This is a genomic window from Halorussus halophilus (genome assembly GCF_008831545.1).
Lineage (GTDB): Archaea > Halobacteriota > Halobacteria > Halobacteriales > Haladaptataceae > Halorussus > Halorussus halophilus.
This window is the reverse complement of the sequence record NZ_CP044523.1, coordinates 2,763,878-2,789,450: the sequence shown is the minus strand read 5'-3', so window position 1 is coordinate 2,789,450 and position 25,573 is coordinate 2,763,878. Positions and strand designations below refer to the sequence as shown.

Sequence of the window (25,573 nt, the reverse complement as noted above, 5' to 3'; positions counted from 1 at the left end):
CAGACCACCTCCGGACGTGTCCGACGGGGTCTGTGTTCGCTACGCTCACACAGACCACCTCCGACCTGTCTTAGCTAACGCCGCCCCCAACTTCTCGTCGGGGTCCCAGTCTACGACCCGGACGCCACTCGCTCGCAGGTGACTGATTCGATGCCGACGCTGGGCACGGGCGAACCGCTGGCCGGGCGTCGCGTCGCCAGTCGGGTCCGGACTGACGACGGTCACGAGGTGGCCCGCGGCGTCGAGTCTGCGCGCCACGTTCGGGGCGAAGTCGTCACAGAGCGGCGAGAAGAACACCACTTGCGAACTCGGCGGCAGTCGCTTGCGAACCCACTTCAGTCGCGTCGTCGGGTAGAACAACTCCTCGGAGGGAACTGGCGAGAACGCCTGATGGGTCGCCAACAGGTTCCGGGCGCGAGTCTGGTGGTCGTGGCCCGCTCCCGGTGCGAGCCAGCACGTTTCGGGCCCGAACGAGGCGATTCCCACGCGGTCGCCCGAGTCGAGCAGTCTCGTGAGAACCTTCCCGGCGGCGTCCACCGACTGCTGGAGGGCACTTCGCTCACCCTCGCCGCGCGCGAGGTAGGCGTCTTCGCGCGTATCCACCAGCAGGACAACGCTCGCGGCTTTCTCCTCGCGGAAATCGACCGTCGTCAACTCGCCGGTTCTGGCCATCCGGTTCCAGTCCACGCGAGAGAGCGGGTCGCCCGGTCGGTACTCGCGGGTCGCGTGGAACTCGACGCCGCTCCCGCCGGTGTCGGTCGTCACCCGGCCGGTGTACTGCGTGGTCTGGGCGCGCAACGGCACGTCCACGGTCGTCCCGAGTTTCGGCACGCAGGTCAGCGTCGTCTCACAGTCGATTCGGAGGTCGGTCTCGATTGCGCCGCTGAAGTCCCGCGCCACGACCAACACCGGGTCGAAGTCGTGTTCGCCGCGCTCTGCTTCGACGGTGTATTCGAGGCGTGCGGACTTACCCGGCCGCAGAGCAGTCCCAAGCCGTGCGGAGCCGTCGGTAACTGGCACCGCTTCGGGGACGCCATCCACGATTCGCAAGTCAGCGAGCGTGTTCTGGCCGACGTTCTCGACCGTCAGTCGCACGTGTACGTCGTCGCCGGGTAGTGGCTCGTCGTCGCTGACCTCACGGGTCACGTCGAGTTCGACCTTGGGCGCGCTGGCGGTGCGCGCGTACGCCGCGAACGCGACGCCGACGACGCCACCGAGCAGGACGACCGGATTGTTGAACAGCACGCCGACTGCACCTGCCAGCAGTGCAACTGCACTGATTCCGCGCAATCGATTCGTCTCACGGATTCGCTGGCGTCTACTCGTCATTCGTCGTTCTCCTCCGTCGCCCCTGCTTCTCGCCGTTTTGCGTCTGGGTCTGCCGCGAGCGCCACGGCGTCGGCAGTCCGACGCACGCGATGCTGGAACAGCGACTGCGTGCTGACGGCGAGTCGCAGACGGTCACGGATCGGCGGTCTCGGTGCGTCCGCGCCGCCGAGGAACGCCGCCGCGTGCGGGTCGTCGGTCCACGTCCCTGCTCGGAGCATCTCCTCGGCCTCCTCGCGCGAGCAGTTCTCCCGGCGAGCGACCGCCGCGAGCGCCTCTGCTTCGAGCGTCTCGCGGAGTTGCCTGCGCTTGCGAATCGACTCGCGGCGCGGCCCGGAGTTCAGCGCTGCCACCTGCTCGTCGAACTCGCCGCCGGGCGTCGGCATCGTCTCGACAGTCTCCACGTCGGGCGTCTCGACGCCTTCGACGTCGGTCTCCTTGCGAGCGCGCGCGATGCGAAGCCCCTGCACCAGCGCGAGCAGGCCGACCATCGTCACGGCGAAGTAGCCAGTTCCGATAAGGGAAGCGAACCCCGGATTCACGACCATCAGCACGCCCGCCGCGACTGCGGCGATGCCGACGGTCGTGAGAATCGGATGGTCGTCACCAACCGTTTCGAGGAGGTGTGCGTCGTCTTCGAGGCTCATCGGTCGTCTCCATCACGGTCGTTTGCTTCGTCGTCTCCGTCGCCGTCACTGGACGCGCCAGCGTACTCGCGCTCGATTCGCCGGAGGGCTTCGACCGCTCGCGCTTCGCGTTCGTCGGTCGGCGTCTCGCCGCCGTACCGAACTGCCTCGAAGAGGTCGGTGAGTTCCGTCACGTCCTCGCGGGCCATCCCGGCGTCGGTGGCCGCCGCGGCGAACTCCGCGGGCGTACTCGACTGGGGGTTCGCCACGTCGAGGTGCGTCGTCATCTCGCGCCACGCGCGGTACACTTCGTTCTCCACGTTCGTCGCCGATTCGATGCGGTCTGCGGCCTCGCCCGCTGCGCGGCCGACCGCTTGGATGTCCTCGTCCGTCTCGGCTTCGGGGAACGACTCGGCTTCCTCGGGGTCGTCGCCAGACGAGGACGTAAAGAGGAGCGCGATGGCTCCGACGAGCGCGACTGCTAACCCGAGCATCAGGAGGACGGAGGGGTCTGTCGGCGAGATACCCTCTCCCGCTCCAGGTGCGCCGCTGCCGCCCTCCGGCAACGAGGAGTTGTTCGAACTGTCCGGCATCGAGACGAGCGGTCCAGGACTGCTGGTGACGCAACTCGTCAAAATCGCGTGGGCGAGTAACAGCGGGAGACCCACTGGCCCGACGTACGCGACGACACCGAGCGCGCCGAGTCGCCAGTATGCGACGGCCGCCCCGGCGACGAAGAGGCCGAAGAGCAGGAGGATGGTCCACCACTCCGAGAGGACTGGGTAACAGGGCAGGCCGAGACTCCCGGCCTCGTCGCCCTCGGTAATGTTTCCGAACATCGGTCCAGCGTCTCCCCCACTACTGTTGGGGACGCCAGCGTCGGAACTCGGTGAACCGAAGCCGAACCCACCGCTGTCGGTCGTTACCGCAGTGTTCAGGGTTGCCGCCGCCAGTCCGATGGCGAGGACGGCCAGGACGGCGAGGACGATAGGGCGTACGGTATCGCGGTCCACGAGGGAAGGTAGCGCGATTGATACCTTATGAGTTTGGAATTTTCTTTCAGGACGGCGTCACGTGTGGTGGTTAGCGTCATCGCAGATCTCTCCTCGAATTTCCGGGATAGACTACGAACATTTAAATCATATACGAAGCCGAACAAACTGTATGCCCAACTCCCACACCCTCGAACTCGCCACAGAAAACCCCGAAACCGACGATTCACTAAAAGACGACCCCGAAGCGTGTTGACATCCTTCCACTTCCCGTGAAGTGAACTTCCTCCGCAGGCGCACTTCTGTCGCGTCCTCGAAGGCAATGTTCCCCCGAACGGGGTACTCTAGTTCGTGCGTGCTTCTTTGGGATTTGTCCACGAGAGAGGGACGTCTGTGGTTGAACGCCAGTCATGATTGTCCCACTCGAAGCGCACAGGCCGTGCCATCGGCCCAACTTCGATGTTCGCTTGCTTTACCAAGAACAACTTCGATGCATCAAGATCTGCATGTCCCTCGTGCCCACAGGGACACCAAAAAACATCCCCGTTACGCGTTGTGCGGTTCTTCTCACCACATGCAGGACACTCTCTGGTCGTATCTGCTTCCGATTCTTCGTGGACCGATATCCCGTACTCTTCACAGACCGACTCAAGCCGAGTAATGAAGCGGCGAAACGCCCAGAAGTTATGCGTTTTCTCGTTCACTCTGACGCTCCAATGTGTAGAGAGGACATTCGATAAGTCGCCGACGAACACGTCAGCAACCTCGTTCTCGTAGAGTCGCGTGCAAAGATCACGTACGAGAGCGTCTTGGGCGTGATTACGTCGATTCGTCCGCTTTCGATACAGTCGGTCAATTCGCTTGCTCGTTCGACGCCGCCCCGACATCTTCGAGCTATAATACGCGATTCGCTCTGTCGTCTCACGGAACTCCTCAAAGACCTTCTCCCCATGATACAGATATTGTTCTCCGTTTGAGACGGTGCAGGCGACGAGGTTATTCACACCGATATCTAATGCAGCGACCGCACCGCCTCGCTGTGGCTCTTTTTGAGAGCTATCTACTGTGACTGGCTGAATAGCTCTGTACGACTCCGTCGTCTCATCATAATAGAGTTCTAACTGCCCTTGTTTTCCCTCCCACTTCGGTCTGCCAGCTATCTCTAAGCGAAGTTGCTCGTGATAGCCGAGGTCGTACTCCGCTTTCAGCTTTTGCCCCACCGAAATCTCAAGTCGTGACCGCTTGCCCCATGCAACTGAGTATCGGTCACTTCGAATGTACGTCCGCAATTCTCGACCCTCTGCTTCGTTCCCCCAGTATCCTGGCGGGTTCGCCTTCTCTGGGTTCTCCTCAAGCACTGCGAAAAACGACTTCCACGCGGTGTCGTTCTTCCGCTTAAGTTGTTGTGCCGTGGGAGCCCCGAGGACGTGCTTGTATTGGTCGTAGTAGTTTGGTGCTTCCCAGACTGACTCATCGTCGAAGAAGCGTTGCCGTCGTTCGTAGGTGAGTTCATTCCACAGACTCGCTGATGCGTCCAACAGTCGGTGTAAGAGTTCGCTATCAGCATCAGACCGTGGAACGATGTTGAAGATGTTCGTTCGTTTCATGCTCTGGAATTCACTACTCCTGTGACTCCTCGATTTTGACAGCCAGCACCCCTGCTGGCTGTCCAATAAACTCCCCTCTTTGACCGACTCCCTGAGTTGTTCCAATATCTCAATCCGGCCCAGCTCGCTCTGTCTTCGTACCGTCCTCGTATCTAAACGTAAGCACGACGCCAAACCTGGCACCCCGTAATGTCCTCGCCAACGGCCTGAACGTACGCGCCAAGTACAAACCCTACCCGGATGTGGTCGCAACCGTTACGGAACACGAATCCGGATTCAAGTACGACATAGTCAAACCAATATTCTCCACGAACGGCACCGATCCCTTTTAGCGAATCACGATGACACTCGATTGCGACACTTCGTACTACCCAAATAGCCGATTCTAACCGAAGGTAGGCTGTGATCCACGGTTTGCGACATGATCAAGCAAATCCGCCGCTCCGTAGTACTGCACGTGCTCCGTACCTTGTCTGGGTTCGATTGGATGGACGCGTAGTTCGTTTGGACTCTGATTCGCCAGAAGTCGCGTCTGCACTCATTCACTATACTCGAGACTTGCACTATTTCCACGTTGTAGTTCATCTGAAAATCTGCAGTAGGCTTATCTACTCCTTCATAGTAGGCTGTGTGGTAAGATAGCAAACAACAAATTTAGGAGAACCAATCAATGACCGAAACACCAGACGGCGACGGTCCACAGTGTCCGAGTTGTGAGACCCCGATGGTGGCGCTCTCGGAAGACGAAAACCTGGGTTGGGGATGTCCGAACCACGAGTGTACCGACTACAATCCGTCTGCGCTCGTCAACCGAACTAATGATTATGATTCTAGGTCTGAACCCAGTACAAGCAAGGACACGGCACCGAGGGACTGGCCATCACTTGACGAAGACGGGAACGTTCTCCCCCTTGCCGAACAAGACGACGTATACAAGCCTACGACGAACTCCGTTGAAACCACCGACGACGATGGACTGTTCAAAGAGTTCCATAACGCTCGCGAGCAAGTCGCCAACGAGACCGAAAATGACACTACGGTCAACGAAGAGGATACGGAGAATGAGGATGAGCGCAATTTACGCGGTTGGATTTTCGGGACAATTTTCGGAATGGTAGCACTTGGTAGGCTCGTGTCTGGCTCGTTCCTCGCTGCGTTAATCTACGCCGGGGTCACGGGAGTACTACTACCACCGAGTCGCGCAGAACTCACCGAGATCCTGGGACGTGAACTCTCCACGAAAGCGTTGGTCCTGATTGTCGTCATAGGGATGGCGGTAGCCGGTGCAGTGTCACCTGCGCCTGGCCAATCGGCAGGTAATCCCAATAGTGGAGCTGAATCGGGGCCGGGTGTTCAAGATACGTCTACTTTGGAGAGTGCGCCGCCAAGTGTCTACGAAATAGAAAACTGGTTGCAAAATAAAGGATTAGTAGTACTCGAAATCTATGAGGAGGGTGGTGAGTTGAACGTAATCACCGAAATGCAGTACACGAAGGAACAAGACCGCAAGCGAATTGCACTTGTTGCTGAGATTTATGCAAGGGCTGTCAAAGAAGGATATAATCAGATGCTCCACGGAGCGGTTATGACTGTTGATGCGAGTGAACAGGCTCAATACGGGATTTCTGTGTCGGAGGCGAAAGCCTACAATTCTGGGAAAAAATCTTTCCAAGAATATGTGGAGGAGATAATGTGGCAGTATTGCTGCCGATAGAATCAATATTCTCTAGTTCTTCAACGCTATGCAGTCGCGCTCGGCGTCATCAGCGAGGACGGCCCGCACATCTCGATTCGCAAGCAAGCAAGCACCGGAAGCGATGACGCCCGTTGATTTGCTGGCGAGCAACAGCATCTCGACCGAAATCGTCGCGCTACTCTGGCAACTGTACGAACATCACGGCGTCGTGCTATTCTCCGGACCGACGGGCGTGGGTAAAACGACGCTTATGAACTAGCGCAGTCAAAATCTACTAATATATCACCCCGAATTCTTCCACCAATGATAGAACAAATATTCTTCACCCTGGGGCAGAACGTGGCGGCCGCAGAACAGTCAGGAAACTCATTTTGGGCAGATTTGCAGGTAGGCGCGGTTTTGGGATTTGCAGCTACCCTTCTTGCAAGTTTTGGAGTCTGGTACCTAAACAAGCGAAACCGAAAACGACGGCTAAGAAAAGCGATTGTCGCGGAGCTTCAGAAACAGGAAGAGAAAGTTGAGCAAGCAGTTGAATCACTGAAAACAGAGGGCCCAGTTGACTCAGAAAGCAGCTCGAGTAATTATGAGGTGGATGCTTCGGAGCTTCCAGCCTCCGGGTCCATTCCTACCACAATATACGAATCAAATGCGGCAAATCTAGGCGAACTACCGAGTGATGAAGTTGAGGCAATTGTGAACTATTACTCCACATTACAGACCCAAAAGGCGATAATTGAAGCAATTAGAAATGACGGGGGAGCTCTCTCAGCTGACAAACGAGACCTCCATAACGAGATGCCGGACCTTAATACCGCCAGAACGGAACTTATCGATAAGCTGGACCCTTGACAGAGGACGGTGAGACTTTTCGGGAAGACTTTTTACCCCTTCTCTGTAAGTAGCTAGAACGTACAGAAGCGAGACAACTCCCAACGGGGCTACAAAATTCCGATGCCTGTGAATCAATTCGACTTCCTTGACGCTATGGACCGGGACTATGGTTCCCGCGAAGACTTTGTCGATTTTATACAGACAGAGTCAAAGCTAGAAAACCTGAAGAAGAATCTGAACCTTGTTGGCTCGGTAAGTAGCTACGACCGCTCCAGCTTCCTTCAGTCACTTGAGAGCCACTTTGAGGTTATTGAAGAAGGGGAAACCTTGGTCTTGCTTTGGGCCCCCAAGGAGAACATTCCATACTACGTTACCTTGGATGAACCGGAATTTCCAATATTCTTTACTGCCGCAAATAAGACAGACGAGATTCCAGATACTCTCGGAAAATATCTAAAAAATGACCCTGCGATGAGTCGGATGTGGGTCGGCAAACGAGAGATGGAACGCCTCCGACAACGGATGGTGCAGGAGTACAACCATCTACTAATTCCGGAATTCACAGCAAAACGGTCGAAACATTCCGATATCCCTGCAAAGAAGCGGCCAAATTATGACCGCACTTTCCGGTACTGGGCGGATGATGGATTGGAAGTATTTCGTCACGTAAAAAGTCGCTACGGTGTTCTCCCTACTAACATCCAGTTTGAGCAACCAGGTTCGTTCAAATGCCAGGTTACGCAAGAAGGTGTGTTCACATCTATCAATGAGGGAGTACTACAACTTTCAGACCTTATCGATAATACCATCACTCGGCTCCGGTTTGTGAAGGACCAAATTGATTCGGCTGAGTACGAGGACGAGGTTTCGATCCAATCACTCCAAGATACGACTTTCTCCTACAGCAAGCCGTGGGCTATCGAATTAGAGGACCGGCCTTCAGTTGAAGACATTGAGCATTTCAAGGGCAATCTAGCTGCTAGTGACCTCCAGTTTAAACTCATAGACTTCGACCCTGACAAAGAGAAGCAGGCTTTCGATGCGGAGTTAATGGACAAAGAGAATTACGGACGGACAGACTTGAAGACGAAAGAAGACACAATTCGGGTTTATCCAAACGGTCCCTCATTCATAGACGAGTCCATTCGCATTTATAATTTTGTGGACGACTACATTGACCCAAATCTTGAGGCTATTGAAGTAGTATGACGGATTACGAGGACCCCACAACGTTCGATAGAGGTTTCTATGAGTCCTTAAGTCCGAATGACCAAGACCGGTTTGAGGATGACTTTAAGCACAATCTCTCAGACTTCGACGCATCTGCCATCAAACGGACACTCAAAGCCGAATACGACAGGCAAGATGAGCATCTAAAGCTGGTTAAAGCTACTAGTGCCTGCTTCCACGTGAGAGGAGGGGTGGCTACTAATAGTGGGTTCAAATTGTATGGAGTAAATCCGCTATGTGGTATACACGAAACTCAAGCGGACATAGTAGCAGTAAACAATGAGCACAACTGTGTCTATCTCCTCATCGTCTTCTGTGAGATAGGTGGCGAACGGATGGATGAATGGGTAAAAAACGTCAACGAAGCCCATAGGTTCTTCAGTAAGCCGGAAACCAAGGATGCCCTCCGTCAGAAATTGAATATCAATACAAGAGATATTGAGATCGGCTATGTCACGCTGACCCGGGAAGACGATACCGTTGGGATGGACTTCTCCATTCTAAGCAGACAGTGTGACGCTAACCCTTATGCAGTATGGGAATGCGACACTGGTGACAGGTGGATACGCCATGTCGAAGGTTCATTACCCCACCCAGATTTAGAGTCGGAGTTCGCGAGCGACTTAGATTATTCAAGACGGAAGGAACCAATCAATTTTATATCAGGGACGCATCCCATCTTCCCATTAGAGAGAAATATTCTAAAAATTGTCTCAGAAAACAAGACGTTCAATACTGACCCTATTGATGAATTTGACCGGGACACGTTCCTTGACTTTCATAGCGATGAACTAAAGGTATTCTGTACTTCCAATAACGAGGATGCGGTCAAAGAAGCCGAAGCTGATAGGATTCTTTCGGCAGGGGTAAATTCAAGGATACTTACCGATAAACCTTCAGAATTGGAAGAAGGGGATTACAAGGTAGTTTATTCAGGAGCGCGTGGGCCAGAACATGCGAAAAACGCCGTAGAGCCCAGGTATTTCAAATACATGCCGCAATACGAAGTTGGAAAGAGAGCGTTCAAGAAAACGAAGGATGAGTTCAACAAATCGTCTGGATTGAGCGATTTCGTATAAGGTTTAGATACCTAATCGAGAGATATTCTCCCGGTAGAGATCTTCGATATCCTCGTAGTACGTATGGAGAGACGTGTGAATCGGCTCGTTCATCACCCCCTTCCGCGCCGAATCACCACGCATGTACTTCGCCAGTTCCTCGTTCGCGTTCTGCTGAACGCACCACCACGACGTTCACCTCCTTGTGGTCCATTTTCGACTGACGCACCAACAGGTCGTGAATGTGTAACTCTCACTTAGACACTCCCCAGTATCCGCTAAAATCGATATTTCCCTTGGCCGTGATTTCGGGCATCATCTCGAAACTCCTGCCGAGCGTCACCCCACCGCACTAAGAAGGATTGCCCGTCACGTACCCCTTCCAATGTCTCTTCAACAATCTCAGATCTATCCATTACATTAGATTGAATTTGATCTTCAATCTTACTCTCAATATTGTAAAATTGATGTGCGACTATTCCAATCTTGGTATCGTATTGGCTGTCCTCGACATCATCTTCCGAAATAATGCTTGTGTAGTTGTTCACCACTGCGGTCTGTGTATCTACGTCTCGATTCTGGGCTTGGGCTATCATATCTGCGGCAAAGTATACTCTTGTCTTTTTCTTTTCATCTTTAGGCGTATCCAAGAATAATGCGGTGCCGAGCAAGTAGTCGTCACGCCGTTGTTCCGCTGGTTCGTTGTTTGGTCCCTTTCGGAAATCCGGGCCTATGACTGCATCTACTGCGCGATAGAGGACCGGGTGCGAACCAAACGGTGGGTCGATTCGAAGGTTTTCTGAGATCAGGTCGGAGAGTCCCATGTTGTACACCTGTTCTTTCGTCAGTAAAGTATTCAAGCCACCGGACAGTTAGGACCTCAGGAAGCCTAGTACTCTAGTATTTTCCTGGACCAGATTACTGCGGGATGAAGACTTAGGGTTCCGGACTACCTAAGTTGGTAGATGGCTCGTCGATACACTATCTCGATATCTTCGTAATAGGTGTGGATGTACTCGTCAATCCCTTCACGCTTAGTAATTGACTCGCTATCGGGCCGATCACCGCGAAGGTATTTCACGAGTGGCCTTGACAGGTCTCGTTCCACACGCCAGAACGTCGTGAAACGATGTCGTCCGTAGTGGCTGAGAACCGGACGATAATGCTCACTCTCCGCGTACTCTGGGTGGAACACGCTCCGCCAAATCTGGTTGACGTTCTTCTTCCTCAACTGGTGGCCCTTCTCGCTGAGGAACACCCACGGTGCGTCACTATCAGGCCGAACGAGCAGATACCTCGTGAGTACGTCTCGTAATTCAGAATCGACTGGTAGCACTCGTGGGCGACCGGATTTGTTCCCATATCTGTCGTGGGGAACGTAGACCGCGTTCGAACGATCCTCTAACATCCAGTGCCCACCGAGCGAGGTGTAGTGGTCTTGAAGTTCTTGGTCTTGGATGTCGAGTTCACCAAGGGGAATGTTACAGACCTCAGTAGCGCGCAGTCCGAGTTTGAGTTGAATGAGGACGATAGCTAAATCTCGGAGCGTGTCGATTCGACTGATTAACTCCCGAAGCTCAGAAAGTGGAATCCGAGGTAGTGGCTTCTGTTCTGGTGCTTCCAGTGAGACGGTCTGTTTGACGATTGTAAATGGGTTGTACTCTGTGGAGTGCGGAAAGCTTGGAGCGGCCTGCCAGTACCGATAGACTTCTTCAAGTTTCCGTACTTTCTCCTGCACAGTATCAGGATGGTTGCCCTTCTCCTCGCGTTCGTAATCGATGAACGACCGAAGGTGTCGCGGGTTGGGACACGCAGGATGACGGCCCTGCTCGTGCATGTGTGCTTGCCATTGTTTGAACAGTCGATGATAATCGTCGCGCGTTCGCGGTGCGATGCTCTTCGCGTTGAGGACATCGCTGACGAACAACTCGAAGGGGTCTACGCCCGCCGCTTCGAATGTTTGCTCGTATTCGGCCAGCGGGTCGATTTCTCTATCGAAGGCTTCAGCGAGTCGCTGTCGCTTTTCGTAGGAGTCCTCGGTCATTCGTTCGTCCTCCCGCGACCGATTTTCGTCTCCCAGACGACGCCAGCGTGCTCAAAGTTCGCAGCAGCCATCAGGACAGGATGATACAAGTGCGGATGGTCAGGATGATTCTGTAGCCACTCGTAGAATCGCTCCAACTTCACCCAATACACGTTGTACGCCGTGTTTAGCGACACTTGGTCGATCAGGTCTGCCATCCATGAGTCCACAGCGGCGGGGCGAGCGAGTGCGTGATGCCGTCCCTGTGCTTCGATATGTTCCTTCCAGCGTCGTCCAGCGAGTCGGTACTTCTCTTTCGTTCGGGCCGAATCGTACCTCTCGAAGAGATACTCCGTCAGGAACGTCTCGTAGGTGTCTTCGCCTTCATACTGGTCATGGAACTGTTTAAGTTGTCGCTCGGTGGGAACGTCGTCCAGTTGTTTGTAGACGCCCATCCGGTCTCTCGGGTCTGTAGATTGCGTTCGAGACATGGCTCACTGGCCGCCTACTTGCGGCCGTCACCCTTGACGGCCGCAAATAAACATCGCACTCAGTAGTGGTTCCGCCCTCCTACTTCAATCTCAGCACACCCGGTGTTTATCGTTCGCCACCCCGGATCTCTGGCCCTGTTGAAACCCTCCCCTGATTATAAATTTGAATCGACTGTAGGCAATACAGAGTGTGTATCTATCGATTCTCCTGTAGAGAACCAATATACTTCCCTCTCTGTGTGCCTAACTCCTATATCCCACTCATAACAAACACCAATTATGTATGAATAGGGGGATATGTGTGGGGAAGCAATCGACGTCCTCTTGAGCGTACTTTCAGTCTTCGGAGCCATCACTGGTAATCCGGGGACCGTGGAAATCGGAACTGTAGGAAGAGCGGTGTGTGAAATACTGAATGCAAATTCAATATCGAATGCGGATATTGGGCCACTCGTTGACTTCCTTGTTGAGACCGATTTCATCCCAGATACCCCAGAGGCTAGAGAATCCCTCTCGGAACTAATCAAATGGGTTCTAGATTGGCTCTTCTTCGATTAGAGTTGAGGGTCAACAGTCCGCCGGAGGACTCGTGTAGAAACCTGTCTCAAACCGCCCGAATCGTTCGGACTCAACGTCTCCCATTCTTTATCACGACTGCTATCTCTGAGCAGTTCCCTCTGCTCAATTCGCACCACGTATCGCTCGCGCCACTTACTGTCACGCCCGAAGGGTTTCAACAGAGACGGATCTCTAATAGAATCACTCACCCTCGCGTCCATCTTCCTCCAATACTTGCTTTACAGCATCAGGATAACGTGCTATCAACTGCTCAGCGATAACGTCCAAATGTGCATCCCTCAGCTTGTTCGCTTTGGTTTCGTGCTCAAACCATTCATTGAAGATATGCTCGTCTGAAACAGGGAGCGTACATTGGGGACAGTAATTCCAATCTGGTTCGATATCCTCTCCGCAATTCCAGCATTCCAATTGTGCCATGACCCCACATACTTCGCGAGGAGAGTATATCACTCTCACCACGGGTCACGGCGTCGTCGGTACCACTCACGCGGAGGATATCGAAAAGTTGGTGAATCGCGTGGTCGAGCAGGGTCTGCCGCCGTATCTCTTGCAGGAACTCGACCTCGTCGTGTTCCCGCGTTACGTCGAAGGCGAGCGGTACGTCGCGGAGGTGGTCGAACTCGTCAGCGAGTCGGAGTTCCGAGAGTTGGACGCTTCCGGCGCGCGCTGTGGCGAGATTCGCAAGGACGAGACGAGCGTCTACTGGAATACCGTCGCGTGGCGCGACCACGATGGGGAGTTCCGGGTGGCGTACGACCATCCGCAACTCGATGGGCAAAGCGAAGCTGAGGCTCGGAGTCTCGATTTCCGTTTTTTCCATCATCTCGCCAAGCGGACCGACCGTACTGTGGAGGAAGTCGAAGCGGAGTTCCATCGCAAGCATCGGTACGTGCAGTACCTAAAGAAAGAGGAGATGAACGACTTCGAGGAGGTGTTTGGGTTCCTCTCTGACTTGCAGACGAACGAGGCGGCGACGGTCGAGCGGGCGCGGCGAGAGGTAACGTAGTCATCGGAAGTTGTCGTAGCGACGTGCTGCTCGGCGTGGATTTCGGTCGCGCCGATGGATGCGGATGCGACTAGATGCTTACCGTTCGTCCTGATAGTCGTCGAACCACGATTCGACCGTCTGTGCGATGGCGCCGGTCGTGCTGCCGAGGTTGAGTAGTTGGTAGCCTGTGTCGGCTTTCTCGTTCACGTCGTCCATCCCGAAGCCGAGTCCACCGACGGGTACGTCGGCGTCGAGGCTGGCCTGCCGTATCTCCTCGACTTTCTCTTCCACGTCCGGATGTTGGGGTTCGCCCGGGTGGCCGAGCGAGACCGCGAGGTCGAGTGGGCCGATGAAGACGAACCCGAGTTCGGGGACGTCGAGAATCTCGTCGAGGTTATCGACTGCAGTCTGGCTCTCTATCGTCACGCCGACTAGCGTCTCTTCGTCTTCGGTTGCTACGTAGTCGTCGGCCTGTCCCCAGCGACTCGCTCGGGGGTTGGCGAATCCACGGTCACCTGGACTGTCGCCGTACCGGAATCGAGAGGCTCGAATCGCCCGCTGGGCGTCTTCGGCTGTCTCGACCCGCGAGACGAATACGTTCCGGACGCCGGCGTCGAGTGCCTTCCGCACGAGTGAGGGGTCGGCGGCGGGCAATCGGACCAGGAGTTCGGTCTCGGTCTGGTCGGTAGCTCTGAGCAGGTCGTCGAGTCGCTCGCCGTCCCAGGGACTCGGGCCGGCGTGCTCCAGGTCGAGCCAGACGAAGTCCAGTCCTAACTCGCCATAGAACTCCCCGAGCGTCGGGCTGTAGGTGTTGTCGAGGACGCCGAGTGCTACCTCCCCGGCTTCGAGCGTGCGCCGCAGTTCGTTGGTCCGCGGTGATTCGGACATGACACGGGGAGGACGACGGGCGAGTGGATAAGTGTACCCGCCGCCGTTTCCGTCATCGTTTCACCGGGGGTTATCGAGCGGTTGTTGCTCGTACCGCTCCAGTAGAAGCCGACTTAGACCCACTCGCCTTCGAGAATTTCGGTGACTTGCTCCGGGTCGATAGCGATAGTGAACTGGTCGTTGTCGCTTTCCTGACTCGACACGGTCGTCGTACTGGCGACTGTCGTCGTGCTGGCTACAGTGGTCGTACTCGCCACTGTCGTCGTATTCGTCGTCGAAGTGGACGTAGTCGTCGTGGTCGAACCATCGCTATCGCCGCCGCGCTCGACGATGGTGCCACCGGTGCCGACGGCGACGTCGTACGTCGGGCCTTTCGCGGCCCCGTTGAGTTTCGTGTCGGTCGGCGTCTGCATGCGCGTCCACTGTCCCGTGGATTGTCGTTCGTAGACTTTGCCACCCGCACCCGCGGCGAAGCCGTCGTCGTCGTTTCGGTCGATGCCGCGAATCGCCTGTCGGTCGTCGTCGATGACGTGGGGCGTCCAGCGATGGCCGTCGTAGCGGTAGACGATGCCGTTTCCGGCGGCGACGTTGATGTCTCCGGTCGCGATGCTCGCCACGTCGAAGAAGCCCTCGCCCGAGAAGTCGATGCCGATTTGACTCCAGTTCGACCCGCCGTCGGTCGTCTCCGCGACGAACTGACTCGTGCTGATGACGTGGCCTTGATTCCGACTGTGGAAGTCGATGCCGGGGATGGTAGAGCCACCGCCGGGCTTGGTGACGTCCTTGTACTTGACCGCACCGGAGTCCTGTCGAATGCCGACGAGTAACTCGCCGGAGCCGTTGACGAAGTAGAGCCGTTCGTTCGCGCCAGCGTTGCCGACGACGGCGACGTCTTCCCAGGTACTCGTCTTGCCCTTCGGGGCCGAGTAGTTCGTCAGCGTGTTCGTGTCGATTCGGTATTCGCCGATGACGCCCGACCCGCCGACGAACCAGACTGCTCTGCCGTCGTCGGTCACGTCCGCCCCTTTCAGCGGTCGGCTTCGGGCCTGTGGGCCGTACTCGACGATTTTCTGCCAACCGTCCGTTTTTCGCTGGAGTACGTCGCCACCTGCTCCCACCGCGACGGGTGCTTCGACCGTGTTGACCGCGCTGAACAACGTCTTCGTCGTCGGCACGTTCTCTACGACGCTGAACTCGTTCTCCGACGACTGTCCAGCACCAGTGGTAGTCATCGCTCCGACCCCTGCGACGGTTAGAATCGATGCTCCTGCGGCCTTCACGAACGTTCGCCGAGATTCGTTCGGCATATCTCACTGTTGTATTCGGGATAAAATAAATTGTAATTATTGAGTAGAATTTATTAGTTTATTCTCTGAGCCGCAGTCGGGTTAGAAATCGTATTCTCTCGCCGTGGTCGTCGAGACGTTCGGACATCCTTCTCGGGCGAACAAGCCCTACGACTCTGGGACGGCCCGGGACCACTGTCCCTCAATCGGTGGGGTCATCGACGACTGTCTCGGTGTCGTCGGTACCCGCGTGCGTTAGGAGCGTAATCTCGTGGCGTTCGTGGACCTCGCCCGTCACTCGGTTCTGTAGTCTGTGGAACACGCCGTCGGAGCCGTCGTTGTCAGCGCACCGCGCACACTAGAAGCGGTGGTTCGTCGGTTCCCACGACCGGTGGCCGTTCGGACACGACCACTTCCAGCGGTCCAGTTCGTCTTCGACGTGGATTTCTACTGTCATTGCACGTGAAATAATGGATTTGTCCTCAGAAGGTGTGAGCCTTGTACTGGGTGAAAGTGGAACTGGAAAATATCTTAAAATACTGACGGTTGCTGTCGCGCTCGACTAACATTCGTCTCAGTCGCATTCGATGTTCACCGGCGAACGGTTCGTCACTCCGTGCCGGGTGGCCGACTTCGGGCCAAAGTTATACGAGCGACGGTCTCGTGACACTGTTGGGGGAGAAACACGTGACGTTGTCCGATACGCGAGGGGGTTCGTGACGCGACGCACGTCCCGGCGGTCGTTCGTCGTGGTCGTGGTGGCACTGTTGTTGGTCTCGTCGGCCGCGTTCGCTGTCGCCGAGAGCGAGTCGGTCGCTCCGAGGGTCGAACAGCAAACCGCGACGACCGACTTGCCGCCGACCAGTTCGCCGACGATTGACGGGGAGACGACTCGCTCACCGCCGACTACCCAGCGAGGCGGTACGACGCTGACTGGTTCCACGAGCGACTTCGTACTCGTCTCGACCAGCACGAACGCGCCCGTCGATGGCACCGGCAGTCTGTCACTCACGTTCCGGAACGTCGGCGAGACCGTGTCGAACGCGAGCGTCGTCGTCCAGTCGCCGAACGAGAGTGTCAGGTTCGGCCCGTCCCAGAGTGCCCGTCGGTCGCTCGGTGAGTGGGTCGGCGGCGAGCGGCGAACGGTCACGTTCGACCTCTTGGTCGAGGAGTTCGCCGAGGTCCGGACGTATCCGTTCATGGCGTTCGTCAGATACACCGCCGCGAACGGCACCCGGCAACGGGCAGGGCCGTACATCTTCGACGTGCAACCGTCCCAGCGAATCCAACTCGACCGGTTCGAAGTCACGCGAATCGCCTCCGACGCACAGGCAGGCGAGACGGGAACCATCTCGGTGACAATCGAAAACACTGGTCCAGACGTGCGGGACGCCGTCGTCACCCTTCGGTCTCTCAACGACCAACTTCGATTTGGACGGCGGCGCAACGCGAGTCAGTTCGTCGGCGAGTGGTCGAGCAGCGAATCGATAACCTTCGACTATCGCGTGCGGACGAGCAACGACACGCTCGGCGGAAGCTATCCGTTCGTCGTCTCCGTGTCGTACCTGGCGAACGGCAGTCGCCAGCGGAGTACGTCGAAGGTGTTCGGCGTCGTCCCGGCGCCCGAACAGTCGTTCGCGTTCAGTAACGTCACCAGCACGCTCCGCGTCGGCGACGAAGGCACCGTCAGCGGCACGCTCACCAATCAGGGCCCGGCAGTCGCGCGGGACGCCGTACTCGTCCTTCGGTCTCGGAGTGACACGTTCTTCCCACGCGAGCGGGAGTACGCCCTCGGGACGCTCGAACGAGGGCAATCCGAGCGGTTCCGGTTCCGAATCGACGTGAGCGACAGCGCCGACCGTGGGCCGCGACAGCTCTCGCTCTTCGTCAGATATCGGAACCGAGACGGGGACAGCCTGCGAAGCGACCCGCTCACCGCGCAGGTACTCGTCCGAGAGCGACGCGACGAGTTCGTCGTCGAACCGATACGGGTGACGGTCGAAGCGGGGTCGTCGGCAGAAGTGACGCTCCGAATCACGAACAACGACGACCGGATTCTCCGGAGTATCGACGCTCGCTCGTTCGTCGATAGCCCGCTCTCGCTCGACGACAATCAGGCGTTCGTGACTCGGTTGGCACCGAACGAGACGACGAACATCTCGTTCCGCGTCAGCGCGGACGCTGGCGCGCTCGCAGGCACCTACCCGTTGACCCTCGACTTCCAGTACGAGACGCCCGACGGCGAGAAGCGGCTCTCGGACACGTACGAACTGCCGATACGGGTCGTTCAGCCCGAGCGAGACGGGCTCTTCTCGTTCCTCGAAACTATCGACCTGCCCATCCTCGGGGCCGCCGTCCTCCTCGGTCTCGTCGCCGTCGTCCTCGTCGCCATCCGGAGGTGGCGATGAGTGGCCGACTACCAGCGAGTCATCGACTGGCTGGACGCGTGGATAGTCGAGCGGTCGAAGACGGTACTGGTCGTCTTCCTTCTGGCCACCGCCGTCTTCGGATTCGGTCTGACGCAAGTCTCAACGGAAGCGGGGACGAGTCAGTTCACCGAAGACAACCCCGCACAGGAAGCGTTCGACGCCGTCAACCGCGAGTTCACCCAACCGTTCGAGGCCGACAATGGGACGACCCAACTCGTCCAGTCGGGCCGGAACGTCCTCTCGAAACCGGAGCTGGTAGCGATGCTGACCGCGATGCAGCGCCTCGAACAGCGAGAGGAACTGCGGGTCGCCTCGACCACGAGCGCCGCAAGCATCGTCGCTCGCACCCTCGACCCGAACGCGACCACGCTCGAAGCCCAGATTCGCGTACTGGAGCGAGCGACAGACACGGAAATCGAGCAAGCAGTGAGAGAGGCGGCGCAGAACCCGTTCTTCCGAGCACTCCTCAGCAAAGACTTCAACCCGCGTGCCGCGTCAGCGTCGGCGACCATCGGTCTCGTCGAGCATCGCATTCCGGGCGGCGTCTCCCAAGACGTCGGTGCGGAAGCCGACCCAGAGACGGACCCGCTCGCACAGATACAGTTGCGCTCGCAGGGAGTCGTCGAGTCTGTCGAGAGCAACATTCGGGTGTTCGGCGCTGGCATCCTCACCGCTGAACTGGCGAGCGTCACCTTCGACTCGCTGCTACTGGTGATTCCAGCCGCCTCGGTTCTCATCTTCGTCTTCCTGTTGTTCGCGTACCGCGACCCGTTCGACCTCGTCCTCGGCGTCGTCTCGCTCGTGATGACCATCGTCTGGACGCTCGGGTTCACCGGCCTCGTCGGCATTCCGTTCACGCAATTGCTGGTGGCAGTTCCGCCGCTATTGCTCGCGGTCGGCATCGACTACGGCATCCACGTCATCAACCGCTACCGGGAAGAGCGCGTCACCGGCACGGGCGTGAAACCGTCGATGCGTCGAGCGACCGACCAACTGCTCGTGGCGTTCTTCATCGTCACGGGGACCACCGTCTTCGGGTTCGGGTCGAACGCGACGAGTCGCCTCCAACCGATTCGAGAGTTCGGCGTCGTCGCGGCTATCGGCATCGTCTTCACGTTTCTCATCTTCGGCGTCTTCCTCCCGGCGGCGAAGGTGGCGAGCGACGACTTCCGGCGTCGGCTCCCGATTCCATCCTTCGGCGAGCGACCGCTCGGCGAGGCTGACTCGCCACTGGGCAGACTCCTCTCGGGGAGTGTCACGCTCGCTCGACGCGGTGCCACCGCTGTCGTCGTGGTTTCGCTCCTGTTGACGGTCGTCTCGGGCTCCTACGCGACCGGCATCGACACGTCGTTCTCGAACGAGGACTTCCTCCCGCCCGAGGAGACACCGCCCTATCTGGAGGTTCTCCCGGAACCGTTCGCGCCGGAGACGTACACGGTCACGGAACTCACCAACTTCCTGCAGGACAACTTCGAATCCGGCGAAGCCGACACGGTGACTGTCTACGTCAGAGGGCCGTTACGCGAAGACTACGCACTGGAATCTATCCAGCACGCGAGTCAGAACCCACCAGATTCGTTCCTCGTCACCGACCGGCAGGCAGAGGCCCAGAGCATCGTCACCGTCATCCGCCAGTACAGCGAGCAATCGGAGTCGTTCGACCGCCTCGTCGCGCGCAACGACCGCAACGCCAACGGCGTCCCCGACGACGACCTCCAACTGATTTACGAACGATTGCTCTCCTCGCCAGCGCGAGACCGAGCGCTCCAGTACATCACCGAGGACTTCCGGAGTACGCAGGTCGTCTACTCCACCAAGAGCGACGCCGAACCTGCCGTCGTCACGCGGGACGCTCGTCGCGTCGCCGACCGCTACCGATTCGACGCGGTCGCGACCGGCGAAATCGTGGTGTTCCAAGCTATCGCCGACACCATCTTCGCGTCCGCCATCCGAAGCCTCGTGACGGCGCTCGCGCTGACCGCGCTCTTCCTGCTTGTCCTCTATCGACTCCTCGTCGGACAGGCGGCCTACGGACTCATCAACCTCTTCCCCATCGTCGTCGCCGTCGCACTGCTCGCCGGAACCATGCGCCTACTCGACATCCCGTTCAACGCCCTCACCGCGACAGTGCTGGCCATCGCGCTCGGCCTCGGCGTAGACTACTCCGCGCACGTCGTCCAGCGCTTCACCGACGAGTTCGAGGAAGGAGTCAGCGTCTTCGACGCGCTCGCCGCGACTGTCCGGGGAACCGGCGGCGCGCTCACGGGGAGCATGCTCACGACGACTGCGGGGACCGCGGTGTTGGTCTTGGCGATTACGCCAGTGCTGGGCCAGTTCGGTCTCGTGACCGCGCTGAGTATCTTCTACTCGTATCTCACCGCGCTGTTCGTGACGCCTTCGATTATTGTTGTCTGGGCGCGGTGGACGGGGAAAATGGACGGTAATCGTCCGGTCAACGGCGCACCGGGCAGTCCGCCGAAGTAGGTCGCTCTCGCCTCGGACTTGAGAACTAAGTGTCCGCCGCCGAATGTCACGACGAATGCGAAACTACGAGATTACCGAGGTCTGGGACATTCCGATCCGCATAAACACGTCGCTACTTGTCTTCCTCCCGATACTAGCGTGGTTGATCGGGAGCGGTCAGCAGATCGAACTGTACGCCGGGCTCATCGAGGGGCTGACCGGCCGCGGGTTCGACCCGGCCAGCCTCCGGGCGGGGGCGACGCCGTGGGTCATCGGCGCCGCGGCGGCGGTCGGCCTGTTCGTGAGCGTGACCATCCACGAACTCGGCCACTCTTGGGTCGCGCTCCGCTACGGCATCGAGATCGAGTCGATTACGCTCTGGATCCTCGGCGGCCTCGCGTCGTTGAAGACGATTCCCAGAGAGTGGAACCGCGAGTTCTGGATCGCTATCGCCGGCCCCATCTCGAGCCTCCTCGTCGCCGCGGTCTGTTACGCGGGGCTCCTCGTCGCCCCCGAGACCCTCCAGGCCTCGAGATTCGTCGTCGGCTGGCTCGCCATCTCGAACGTCACGCTGGCCGCGTTCAACCTTCTCCCCGCGTTTCCGATGGACGGTGGCCGAGTACTGCGGGCGCTGCTGGCGCGCGACCGACCGTACGGCGCGGCGACACGCATCGCATCTCGCGTCGGTGTCGCGTTCGCGTTCCTCTTCGCCGTCGTCGGGGCGCTCAACTTCCAGATAATCATGCTGCTGTTGGCGCTGTTCATTTACGGGGCCGCGACGACGGAGTCGCGCACCGTCCTCCTCGACGAACTGCTTGAAGGGATCACGGTCGGCGACATCGTCTCTTCCGACCCTGCGACCGTTCCCGCGACAGCGACGGTCGAAGATTTCGGCGCCCAGTTGCTGCGAGAGCGCCGACCGGTCCACCTCGTGACCGACCACGGTGGCGCGGTCGTCGGCCTCGTCACCCTCGAGGACCTTCGGAAGGTCAAACGCGAGGACCGAGAGACGACGCGGGTCGAGGAAATCATGCAGGACGCGCCGCGATTCGACTCGAGCGCCGACGCCTTCGACGCGCTGATCCAGTTGAACCAGGCCGGTCGCTCGAACGCCATCGTCGAAGGCGCCGACGGACTCGTCGGCGTCCTGACACAGGCCGACTATGCCAACGCGATGAGCATCCGCCGCTAACCCCGCGGGCGAAGCGACTCTATTCCGCGGGTCACTCCGTCCCGTCGTAGGAATGCTCTATCTCGGGTTCGCCGCCGATGCGCGCGTTCAGCCGGCGCGTGAGGAAATCGAAGACGGCGACCAGCGGGTACAGTACCAACTCGACGACCGAGAGGGGACGGGCAACCCGGAGCGCCCACCGCTTGGCGTGGCCGAGTCCGTACGCTTTTGGGACGATCTCGCCGAACACCAGCACGACGAAACTGGCCAGCACTGTCGCAACGGAGACCGCGCTGCCCGTGGGAATAACTTCGATCAACAGCGCGGTCGTGATGCTGGCGATGGCGACGTTGACCACGTTGTTGCCGACCAGAATCGTCACCAGCAAGCGGTGGGGGTCGCTGCGGAGTTCCCGGAGCATCTCCGCCCGCTCTTCGAGCGAGGCGTCCAGCTCCGAGCGCTCCGATTCGGAGAGGGTGAAGATGGCCGTCTCGCTGCTCGAGAAGAACGCGCTCAACCCGACGAGAACGACGATGGCGCCGACGCCGAGGACAGTGACGCTGAGTGAAGCCATGGTCGTCCTCGAGAGCCCGAGACAATGAACCCCCTCTTTAGGCGTCCTCCTTGCCGGAAGTCGAGAGGAGGGACTGCCGGTGCCGCCCACACCAACTCTCCCGCCGCAGTGGGGCACCGTTGGATTCATCCTGACGCCTAAGACGTTGCGATGAGTACCTCACGAAACTCATCCTCGCTCGCACCGCGTGAGACGTTGGAGATCCCCCGTCCCGTCGCAGCATCTCGCTTCCAATACATTTAAATTATATACCGTGACAACTCGGATTTATGCTACGCAGAGTCGTCGGGGTGCAGCGATGAGTACCAGCGTCGGAGCGTCGAACCGAGGACTTCCAGTCCTCGACAGAGTCCTCTACGCGCTCTTTTCGCGCCACGCCGACCGCACCCGCCACGACGGCGACCGCAAACGCTACCGCGCCACCGACGTGACCGCGAGTTTCGACGTCTACCTCTCGCGCACCTACGGCCTCTCGTGGGTCGTCTTCGCGCTCACCGCAGGATGGATGGCCACCCTCACGCTCACCGTCCCCGAACCCACGCTCTCGACGGCGGTCGAATTTCTCCACCGCGGCACGCCGATTCTCAACACCGTGTCGCTCCCCAGCGTCCCCCGAACCTATCTCGCGCTCGCCGTCGCTACCGTCGCTGGACTCCTCGGCAAGTACGCCACCGTTCGCGTGAGCGGACTCTACCTGAAGTGGGCCGCCGACGCCCGCCAATCCAACATCGACCGCACGCTCCCCGGCGCAGTCCGGTACCTCCACGCACTCTCCTCCGGAAGCGACGACGGCGCGGCCATGCTCCGGAAAGTCGCCGACCGCGAGGAAGCCTACGGCGAGACGGCCGTCGCCTTTCGAAAGGTGCTGAACAAGTCCACCCTCACCGGCAGTTTCGGCGAAGGACTGCGACTCGTCGCCCGCGACACGCCCTCCCGAGACGGACTCGCGCCATTCCTCGTGAAATTCCGCGAACACGCAGAACAGGGACCAGACTCATTGAGTTAGTAGCTATATTTTTGACCAGTTTGCTGCTATCATTTGATTCTTCTCCTAATACTATCTCACCATTCTCTCCAACAGAGCACAAATCCTAATGATTATTAGTTATGTAATTGTGTATGGCCGCGTGGTATGGGTTCAAAAAACAAAATATCCCGACGACATCTGCTCGCTGCAACCGGCACTCTCGCATTAGGATATGGGATTACCAATCAATCACTTGCCTCGGAGATAGATGCTACTCTTGCCCAAAACGAGTTGCAACTGCTTGTTCTCAATAGCTCCAGTGTCGTCCGCGTCGAATACGAATTCGCTATTTCCGGTGATATAATAAAAACTGTTGACACGGGCGGGCTGTTTTCGCCTAGTGTAGTTACGAAGGACGCAGACGACCAAATCAGCAATCCAGACGAATATGATGGGAAACTCGTTCGAGGTGCAACACAGGGTGGAGTCGATGCGTACGTTTTCTCAGGACAACTTGAGTCATTCGACTCGACCAACTGCGGTCAATTCAATGTCTGGCTGAATGGGGAGAGACAGTCTGCATGCGCGATGAATAGGGAGTATCCAAAAGGCATTCCGGGAGACGGAACATCACTCCCGAATCACATCGTCATCTTCGGTGGAGGCGGTAGCAACGTGATCTACTACGAATTCAGCGTCAGCGGAGAGATCGAACCAAGTTCAGAGAGTGGGGGTGCGCCTATTGCAGATCGATACGTTTCGTTCAATGACGATACACCCGGCCGAGAGGGAGACCGAATCTCGGGACAGACCGCAAGAGGTGCGGTCGCTGGGGGCGGCGACGCGTACCGTTTCTCGGGTGACATCGTTTCTTTTGAGATTGATGGAGGTGCCCAAGTGTACCTCAACGGAGAACAGGTCAATCCTGATGACCTAGGGTCTGACGACGGTGCAGACGACCCTTCAAAGGCAATCGAGTTCATCGATTGCACAACCGCTCGTGTCGTGGGTGATTACCAAGAGGTGATGATTTATTGGTCCGGATATGTTCCTGGAATAGTGACCAATCTCGATAGTGTCGGAGAGGTTTCTGGAGACACTGTTATCGGTCTTGCTGACCTCTACGGAGAAGACTCTGACTTTGAAAATCACGTTGTACTTAATTCTGTTGAACTTTATAAGGAGAAATCGTTTGATGGCAACCCAGATATCCAGAAGAGAAACCCTAACAGAGAAGCTTGCGACGAACGCGCACGGCCACAGAAGCCATCGTTATCCATTGAACAGATTACTCGGACTGGACAGTCAACGTACGACGTAACGTTCGGGTATACAAATCCGAACGATATCGTGATATTCGCGACAAACAATTTCGAGACCGGGCATTCACTAGATAGTCCTCCAGACCGGCTCCAGCCTGGACAGCATACCTTTACTGTCACATGGCAGCCTGAGCGTGATGATGAGCGTCTTCTGTGGGATTTCTATCCCTCTGGCTATGGCGGTCAAGAAACAGTTAGTGTTGCAACTCCGACCCACGAGGAGGTTCGTGAACAGTGGATGTGGACTGTTGACGAACTCCGAAATAGCATCGATGAATTTGCACCGAGTGATGCGGAGGTAGTCTCTGAAACGAACTCCTCGCAAACTATCCGGCTCTCGAATGGTCGCACTGGAGCTACACTTACTGTTTACGACGATGGAACAGTAACCTATGAAAATGAAGATGGGTGGTGGGACGTAGACATAACTCGCGAAGAACTCGTTCGGTCGACGGAGGATGTAGCTAACGCTCAATCGATGGCTACCCCACAGAGTGCAGCCGTGTCGAACTCAGCGGTACAGAGTATTGACCAGGCCGGAGATACGTACACCATCACTATTGCAGTCGATAGCCAAGGCTTTGGACAATCACCGGGACTGCTACAATTGGTACTTGAAGCTGTGGCTCCTACTCTTGTGAGCTACATCATCAGTCTGCTTCCTAACTCTGGAAGTTACTCCGATTTCATCATTTCCATCCTCCGATCTATTGGAACCGCATTGATTACCGGAATTCTGGCTCAGTCGGCGACGATAACCACGGAGCGGACAACCGAAACAGAATCCGAGACAACGACTAAAACTACTGAGACGACAGACGAACCCGCGGAAGACCCAACAACCACGACAGCTACTGAAACACCAGCCGCCCCGACGACAGAAACCACGACTCCAACTACAACCACGGAGACGCCGACAACCACCACAACTACAGAATCAACCACAACGACAAGTGAAGTAGACCAAGAGGAGGAAGAAACAACAGTTAGGAATTATTTGCTCGGTTCCCTCTTTCTTCCCTGAGT

21 protein-coding genes and 2 pseudogenes are annotated in these 25,573 nt (G+C 57.4%); 12 read left to right on the top strand and 11 right to left on the bottom strand.

From position 1 onward, the window contains the following. Positions 1-45: 45 nt before the first annotated feature. The 4 genes from F7R90_RS13775 to F7R90_RS13760 all read right to left on the bottom strand — a co-directional run bounded on the left by F7R90_RS13775 (position 46) and on the right by F7R90_RS13760 (position 4,551). Positions 46-1,329 carry a DUF58 domain-containing protein gene (locus F7R90_RS13775; RefSeq protein WP_158057987.1) on the bottom strand — a complete coding sequence of 428 codons (1,284 nt, stop codon included), beginning with the start codon at positions 1,327-1,329 and terminating at the stop codon, positions 46-48. Next, positions 1,326-1,973, bottom strand: a complete 648-nt coding sequence (locus tag F7R90_RS13770) for a DUF308 domain-containing protein (RefSeq protein ID WP_158057986.1) — start codon at positions 1,971-1,973, stop codon at positions 1,326-1,328. Before F7R90_RS13770 ends, F7R90_RS13775 begins: the two co-directional genes overlap by 4 nt. Continuing rightward, on the bottom strand, positions 1,970-2,965 hold the full coding sequence (locus tag F7R90_RS13765) for a DUF4129 domain-containing protein (protein WP_158057985.1): 996 nt from the start codon (positions 2,963-2,965) through the stop codon (positions 1,970-1,972). Before F7R90_RS13765 ends, F7R90_RS13770 begins: the two co-directional genes overlap by 4 nt. 323 nt (positions 2,966-3,288) lie before the next feature. Then, positions 3,289-4,551: an RNA-guided endonuclease InsQ/TnpB family protein gene (locus tag F7R90_RS13760; RefSeq protein ID WP_158057984.1), complete on the bottom strand. Its 1,263-nt coding sequence runs from the start codon at positions 4,549-4,551 to the stop codon at positions 3,289-3,291. A 670-nt stretch (positions 4,552-5,221) separates the two neighbouring features. Between F7R90_RS13760 and F7R90_RS13755 the strand changes: the two genes are divergently transcribed. The 5 genes and pseudogenes from F7R90_RS13755 to F7R90_RS13735 all read left to right on the top strand — a co-directional run bounded on the left by F7R90_RS13755 (position 5,222) and on the right by F7R90_RS13735 (position 9,387). Continuing rightward, complete coding sequence (locus tag F7R90_RS13755) at positions 5,222-6,265, top strand: hypothetical protein (protein ID WP_158057983.1); 1,044 nt, start codon at positions 5,222-5,224, stop codon at positions 6,263-6,265. A 24-nt stretch (positions 6,266-6,289) separates the two neighbouring features. After that, positions 6,290-6,503, top strand: a pseudogene (locus F7R90_RS22840) (ATPase, T2SS/T4P/T4SS family); the annotation flags it as partial. Positions 6,504-6,550: 47 nt separating this feature from the next. Continuing rightward, complete coding sequence (locus F7R90_RS13745; RefSeq protein WP_158057982.1) at positions 6,551-7,096, top strand: hypothetical protein; 546 nt, start codon at positions 6,551-6,553, stop codon at positions 7,094-7,096. A 108-nt stretch (positions 7,097-7,204) separates the two neighbouring features. After that, a complete protein-coding gene (locus tag F7R90_RS13740; protein ID WP_158057981.1) occupies positions 7,205-8,287 on the top strand; it encodes a hypothetical protein in 1,083 nt (360 codons plus the stop codon). Next, positions 8,284-9,387: a hypothetical protein gene (locus F7R90_RS13735; protein ID WP_158057980.1), complete on the top strand. Its 1,104-nt coding sequence runs from the start codon at positions 8,284-8,286 to the stop codon at positions 9,385-9,387. The genes F7R90_RS13740 and F7R90_RS13735 overlap by 4 nt, the downstream gene beginning before the upstream one ends. A 257-nt stretch (positions 9,388-9,644) precedes the next feature. Here F7R90_RS13735 and F7R90_RS13730 read toward each other — a convergent pair whose 3' ends face one another. From F7R90_RS13730 to F7R90_RS13720, 3 genes are all read right to left on the bottom strand, one after another. Then, complete coding sequence (locus tag F7R90_RS13730; RefSeq protein ID WP_158057979.1) at positions 9,645-10,190, bottom strand: hypothetical protein; 546 nt, start codon at positions 10,188-10,190, stop codon at positions 9,645-9,647. Between the two features lie 125 nt (positions 10,191-10,315). Further along, complete coding sequence (locus tag F7R90_RS13725) at positions 10,316-11,410, bottom strand: tyrosine-type recombinase/integrase (protein WP_158057978.1); 1,095 nt, start codon at positions 11,408-11,410, stop codon at positions 10,316-10,318. After that, positions 11,407-11,880 carry a hypothetical protein gene (locus tag F7R90_RS13720; protein ID WP_225741178.1) on the bottom strand — a complete coding sequence of 158 codons (474 nt, stop codon included), beginning with the start codon at positions 11,878-11,880 and terminating at the stop codon, positions 11,407-11,409. The genes F7R90_RS13725 and F7R90_RS13720 overlap by 4 nt, the downstream gene beginning before the upstream one ends. Positions 11,881-12,177: 297 nt before the next feature. Here F7R90_RS13720 and F7R90_RS13715 point away from each other — a divergent pair, with 297 nt between their 5' ends. Then, on the top strand, positions 12,178-12,438 hold the full coding sequence (locus F7R90_RS13715; protein WP_158057977.1) for a hypothetical protein: 261 nt from the start codon (positions 12,178-12,180) through the stop codon (positions 12,436-12,438). A gap of 201 nt (positions 12,439-12,639) precedes the next feature. On the opposite strand, the gene F7R90_RS13710 is transcribed toward F7R90_RS13715, so the two are convergent. Then, the gene (locus F7R90_RS13710) at positions 12,640-12,876 is read right to left on the bottom strand and encodes a zinc ribbon domain-containing protein (protein ID WP_158057976.1); all 237 of its coding nucleotides are present in this window, start codon (positions 12,874-12,876) and stop codon (positions 12,640-12,642) included. A gap of 31 nt (positions 12,877-12,907) precedes the next feature. On the opposite strand from F7R90_RS13710, the pseudogene F7R90_RS13705 reads away from it, so the two are divergent. Further along, positions 12,908-13,465: pseudogene (locus F7R90_RS13705) on the top strand (secretion system protein); the annotation flags it as partial. Between the two features lie 78 nt (positions 13,466-13,543). On the opposite strand, the gene F7R90_RS13700 reads toward F7R90_RS13705, so the two are convergent. Next, on the bottom strand, positions 13,544-14,335 hold the full coding sequence (locus tag F7R90_RS13700; protein WP_158057975.1) for an HpcH/HpaI aldolase family protein: 792 nt from the start codon (positions 14,333-14,335) through the stop codon (positions 13,544-13,546). A 113-nt stretch (positions 14,336-14,448) separates the two neighbouring features. Beyond that, on the bottom strand, positions 14,449-15,642 hold the full coding sequence (locus F7R90_RS13695) for a WD40/YVTN/BNR-like repeat-containing protein (protein ID WP_192498317.1): 1,194 nt from the start codon (positions 15,640-15,642) through the stop codon (positions 14,449-14,451). A gap of 695 nt (positions 15,643-16,337) precedes the next feature. On the opposite strand from F7R90_RS13695, the gene F7R90_RS13685 reads away from it, so the two are divergent. The 3 genes from F7R90_RS13685 to F7R90_RS13675 are packed head-to-tail and all read left to right on the top strand — an operon-like array spanning position 16,338 to position 21,705. Then, complete coding sequence (locus F7R90_RS13685; RefSeq protein WP_158057974.1) at positions 16,338-18,029, top strand: COG1361 S-layer family protein; 1,692 nt, start codon at positions 16,338-16,340, stop codon at positions 18,027-18,029. Continuing rightward, positions 18,030-20,534 (top strand): efflux RND transporter permease subunit, encoded by a 2,505-nt coding sequence (locus F7R90_RS13680; RefSeq protein WP_158057973.1) that lies wholly within the window; start codon positions 18,030-18,032, stop codon positions 20,532-20,534. It abuts the gene before it with no gap. A gap of 55 nt (positions 20,535-20,589) precedes the next feature. Beyond that, positions 20,590-21,705 carry a site-2 protease family protein gene (locus tag F7R90_RS13675; RefSeq protein ID WP_158057972.1) on the top strand — a complete coding sequence of 372 codons (1,116 nt, stop codon included), beginning with the start codon at positions 20,590-20,592 and terminating at the stop codon, positions 21,703-21,705. Between the two features lie 31 nt (positions 21,706-21,736). On the opposite strand, the gene F7R90_RS13670 is transcribed toward F7R90_RS13675, so the two are convergent. After that, positions 21,737-22,258 carry a DUF21 domain-containing protein gene (locus F7R90_RS13670; RefSeq protein ID WP_158057971.1) on the bottom strand — a complete coding sequence of 174 codons (522 nt, stop codon included), beginning with the start codon at positions 22,256-22,258 and terminating at the stop codon, positions 21,737-21,739. 298 nt (positions 22,259-22,556) lie between these two features. Between F7R90_RS13670 and F7R90_RS13665 the strand changes: the two genes are divergently transcribed. Both F7R90_RS13665 and F7R90_RS13660 read left to right on the top strand, forming a co-directional pair. Next, entirely contained in the window at positions 22,557-23,264 is a 708-nt protein-coding gene (locus F7R90_RS13665; RefSeq protein WP_158057970.1) for a hypothetical protein, read from the top strand. Between the two features lie 126 nt (positions 23,265-23,390). Continuing rightward, positions 23,391-25,571, top strand: a complete 2,181-nt coding sequence (locus F7R90_RS13660) for a hypothetical protein (RefSeq protein ID WP_158057969.1) — start codon at positions 23,391-23,393, stop codon at positions 25,569-25,571. Positions 25,572-25,573: the final 2 nt, after the last annotated feature.

Excerpts from the sequence above, each read along its gene's own strand:
- F7R90_RS13775 (WP_158057987.1), bottom strand. The coding sequence starts at position 1,329 with ATGACGAGTAGACGCCAGCGAATCCGTGAGACGAATCGATTGCGCGGA.
- F7R90_RS13770 (WP_158057986.1), bottom strand. The coding sequence starts at position 1,973 with ATGAGCCTCGAAGACGACGCACACCTCCTCGAAACGGTTGGTGACGAC.
- F7R90_RS13760 (WP_158057984.1), bottom strand. The coding sequence starts at position 4,551 with ATGAAACGAACGAACATCTTCAACATCGTTCCACGGTCTGATGCTGAT.
- F7R90_RS13755 (WP_158057983.1), top strand. The coding sequence starts at position 5,222 with ATGACCGAAACACCAGACGGCGACGGTCCACAGTGTCCGAGTTGTGAG.
- F7R90_RS13745 (WP_158057982.1), top strand. The coding sequence starts at position 6,551 with ATGATAGAACAAATATTCTTCACCCTGGGGCAGAACGTGGCGGCCGCA.
- F7R90_RS13735 (WP_158057980.1), top strand. The coding sequence starts at position 8,284 with ATGACGGATTACGAGGACCCCACAACGTTCGATAGAGGTTTCTATGAG.
- F7R90_RS13730 (WP_158057979.1), bottom strand. The coding sequence starts at position 10,190 with ATGGGACTCTCCGACCTGATCTCAGAAAACCTTCGAATCGACCCACCG.
- F7R90_RS13725 (WP_158057978.1), bottom strand. The coding sequence starts at position 11,410 with ATGACCGAGGACTCCTACGAAAAGCGACAGCGACTCGCTGAAGCCTTC.
- F7R90_RS13720 (WP_225741178.1), bottom strand. The coding sequence starts at position 11,880 with ATGTCTCGAACGCAATCTACAGACCCGAGAGACCGGATGGGCGTCTAC.
- F7R90_RS13715 (WP_158057977.1), top strand. The coding sequence starts at position 12,178 with ATGTGTGGGGAAGCAATCGACGTCCTCTTGAGCGTACTTTCAGTCTTC.
- F7R90_RS13710 (WP_158057976.1), bottom strand. The coding sequence starts at position 12,876 with ATGGCACAATTGGAATGCTGGAATTGCGGAGAGGATATCGAACCAGAT.
- F7R90_RS13700 (WP_158057975.1), bottom strand. The coding sequence starts at position 14,335 with ATGTCCGAATCACCGCGGACCAACGAACTGCGGCGCACGCTCGAAGCC.
- F7R90_RS13695 (WP_192498317.1), bottom strand. The coding sequence starts at position 15,642 with ATGCCGAACGAATCTCGGCGAACGTTCGTGAAGGCCGCAGGAGCATCG.
- F7R90_RS13675 (WP_158057972.1), top strand. The coding sequence starts at position 20,590 with ATGCGAAACTACGAGATTACCGAGGTCTGGGACATTCCGATCCGCATA.
- F7R90_RS13670 (WP_158057971.1), bottom strand. The coding sequence starts at position 22,258 with ATGGCTTCACTCAGCGTCACTGTCCTCGGCGTCGGCGCCATCGTCGTT.
- F7R90_RS13665 (WP_158057970.1), top strand. The coding sequence starts at position 22,557 with ATGAGTACCAGCGTCGGAGCGTCGAACCGAGGACTTCCAGTCCTCGAC.
- F7R90_RS13660 (WP_158057969.1), top strand. The coding sequence starts at position 23,391 with ATGGGTTCAAAAAACAAAATATCCCGACGACATCTGCTCGCTGCAACC.